This is a genomic window from Halomonas sp. PBN3 (assembly GCF_000475415.1).
Lineage (GTDB): Bacteria > Pseudomonadota > Gammaproteobacteria > Pseudomonadales > Halomonadaceae > Halomonas > Halomonas shengliensis.
The window spans coordinates 1-2,220 of sequence record NZ_AXCA01000164.1 but is presented as its reverse complement, the minus strand read 5'-3'; the positions used below and the strand labels follow the sequence as shown (position 1 = coordinate 2,220).

The 2,220-nt window shown below is 61.7% G+C and carries 1 protein-coding gene and 1 pseudogene; both read right to left on the bottom strand.

What is annotated here, in order from left to right:
* Positions 1 to 88: 88 nt before the first annotated feature.
* A complete protein-coding gene (gene ltrA / locus Q673_RS29740) occupies positions 89 to 1,369 on the bottom strand; it encodes a group II intron reverse transcriptase/maturase (RefSeq protein ID WP_023006382.1) in 1,281 nt (426 codons plus the stop codon).
* A 635-nt stretch (positions 1,370 to 2,004) separates the two neighbouring features.
* A pseudogene (locus tag Q673_RS29735) lies at positions 2,005 to 2,220 on the bottom strand (IS256 family transposase); the annotation flags it as partial.

Sequence of the window (2,220 nt, the reverse complement as noted above, 5' to 3'; positions counted from 1 at the left end):
GGTCGGGTAGACCGGACGATTGCTCGTTCCGGCCCCCCACAGATCCGAGCGTGCGCGATTGACGCACTCGGCTCCTCAACCGTCAGGTTCACACGAAGGACGCTCGGTGCACGATTCTCGCTCGCGGTAACGGGAGTGTCAGCAACAGTTGCCTTGCCTTCTCCCACGGGAACCATCCTCTCTGCGATCGCCTCCTGAGCCACTTGATCCAGGTTGTCTGAACCCTGTATTGGAAGCGTTGCAGAGACTCGATGTTGTGGGTTATCCCGTAGTACGCATAGTGCCCCATAACCTTTCGACAGAGTTGGCGGTGCTGATCACGCAGGGGCAGGTGGCGGTTGGCTCGGCACCACAGCGAAATTCGCTTCAGGCCTCGCTTGAACCGGTCCTTGGCCGTTTTCTGCTTGATGATCCAGCGTCCACGCAGGGACTTCCCCCAGTAATAGGTAAAGCCCAGGAAGTCGAAGGTCTCGGCCCGTAGCTCGCGATGTGGCCGAAACCGTACCAGCCGAGTCTTGGTCGGGTGCAGGGTAAGGCCGAAGCGCGCAAAGCGCTTGGCCAGTACCTCCAGCACCTTGCGGGCATCAGCTTCGTTGCTGAAGGCGAGCACGGCATCATCGGCGAAGCGCACCGAGAATGCTCGTCCGCGCAGGCGTGGTTTGACGTCTTGCTCAAACCACTCATCCAGCACGTAGTGGAGGTAGACATTCGCCAGCAAGGGGGAAATCACACCCCCTTGTGGGCTGCCTATCTCGCCCTTCTGCCATTGCCCGGCGTCCAATACCCCGGCCTTGAGCCACTTGCCGATCAGGCGGAGGATCACGCCGTCCTTCACTCGTTGCTGCAGAAACGCACGCAGGTGCTGGTGGTCGATCGTGTCGAAGAAGGCTTTGATGTCCAGATCAATGACCCAGCCTCCGCCCATCGACATCAGGCCATTCCTCACCGTTCCGATGGCCTGATGCGCCGAGCGCCCCGGCCGGAAACCATACGAGCACTCGTGAAAATCATGCTCATAGAGCGGCTCCAGCAGGGCCACCACGGCACGTTGCAGGACCTTGTCTTCGAAGGTAGGAATGCCAATCGGCCGTGTGGAGCGCCCGTCTCCCTTGGGAATATTGACGCGCCGCACCGGCGGCGCCCGGTAGCGACCGCTCTTGGCCGCTTCCAGCAGACGCTGGACGTTAGCCTCGAAGTCGCGCGCGAAGTCGTCCGCCGTCTGGCCGTCGATCCCGACGGCGCCGTCACGGCGCGTCATCAGGTAGGCCGTCCTCAGCCACTGGGCGTCGATATGATGCGCCAGTGACGTGAAGGCACGCTGCGGGAAGCGCTCTGCCAGCGCTGCTATCCGCACTTGTTTCGTGGACATGACCTCAGGTTCCTGTGCACCTGTCATGTTGCCCTCGTGCAGTTCTGATGATTGGCCGCCCCTTCCCTCCAGCGGGTCCCGTCGAGTAGGTTCCCCGCCTTCTTCGGTACTATGAGCGACTCCGACTCCCGCCCTTCCATCCGGCTGGCTCCTTATGGTCGCCTGGCCGTACCCCCTGAGTGCCTGTTGTTTGCTTCCGGTACCGTCAGGCACGACAGCACCGGACCGGGAGCTTTCGCCGCAGGCAGCCCCATGCCTGTACCTTTGTCGTTCAGAGGAGAAGGACGGGCCTCCCAGGTTCCTGGGAAACCCCTGTATGGACATGCCCTGCTCTTCGACCCCGGCGGCCCTTCCCTGCCAAGCCATACGGCAGGGTCGTGTTGCCTTCCAGCATTTGAAAACTGTCGGCGACTGCCACTACCACAATTTCGGGGCTCTATCACACGGCCTATCCACTCGCTGTGTACGCTTCGCAGCGGCGGTTACCCGACACCACGCAACACTCGCTGCCGGCTGGTGGCTAGCCTTGGCCGGGTGGGACTTTCACCCACTGGGTTTCACGACATCCTTTCCACCTTCTCGGTTTCCCGGATGTCCAGGCTTTGCCTGGCGCACTCAAATCTGGTGGATGGCAGTCAGGCGGCAGTCCTGTCTGATTGATCGTTTACCTGCTCCCCATCCTGAAACCGGACGTTGTTCACGACCAGCTCCAGCTTGCTGAACCCCTTGATGCGCTTCCAGCGTTTCTCGGCGCTCTGGAGCAGCTTGAAGACCATCGCCAGGGTCGTCGCCCGGGATCCGCAGTTCCGGCTCCGCTTGCTCCGCAGACGGACCGTGGCGAAGGTCGACTC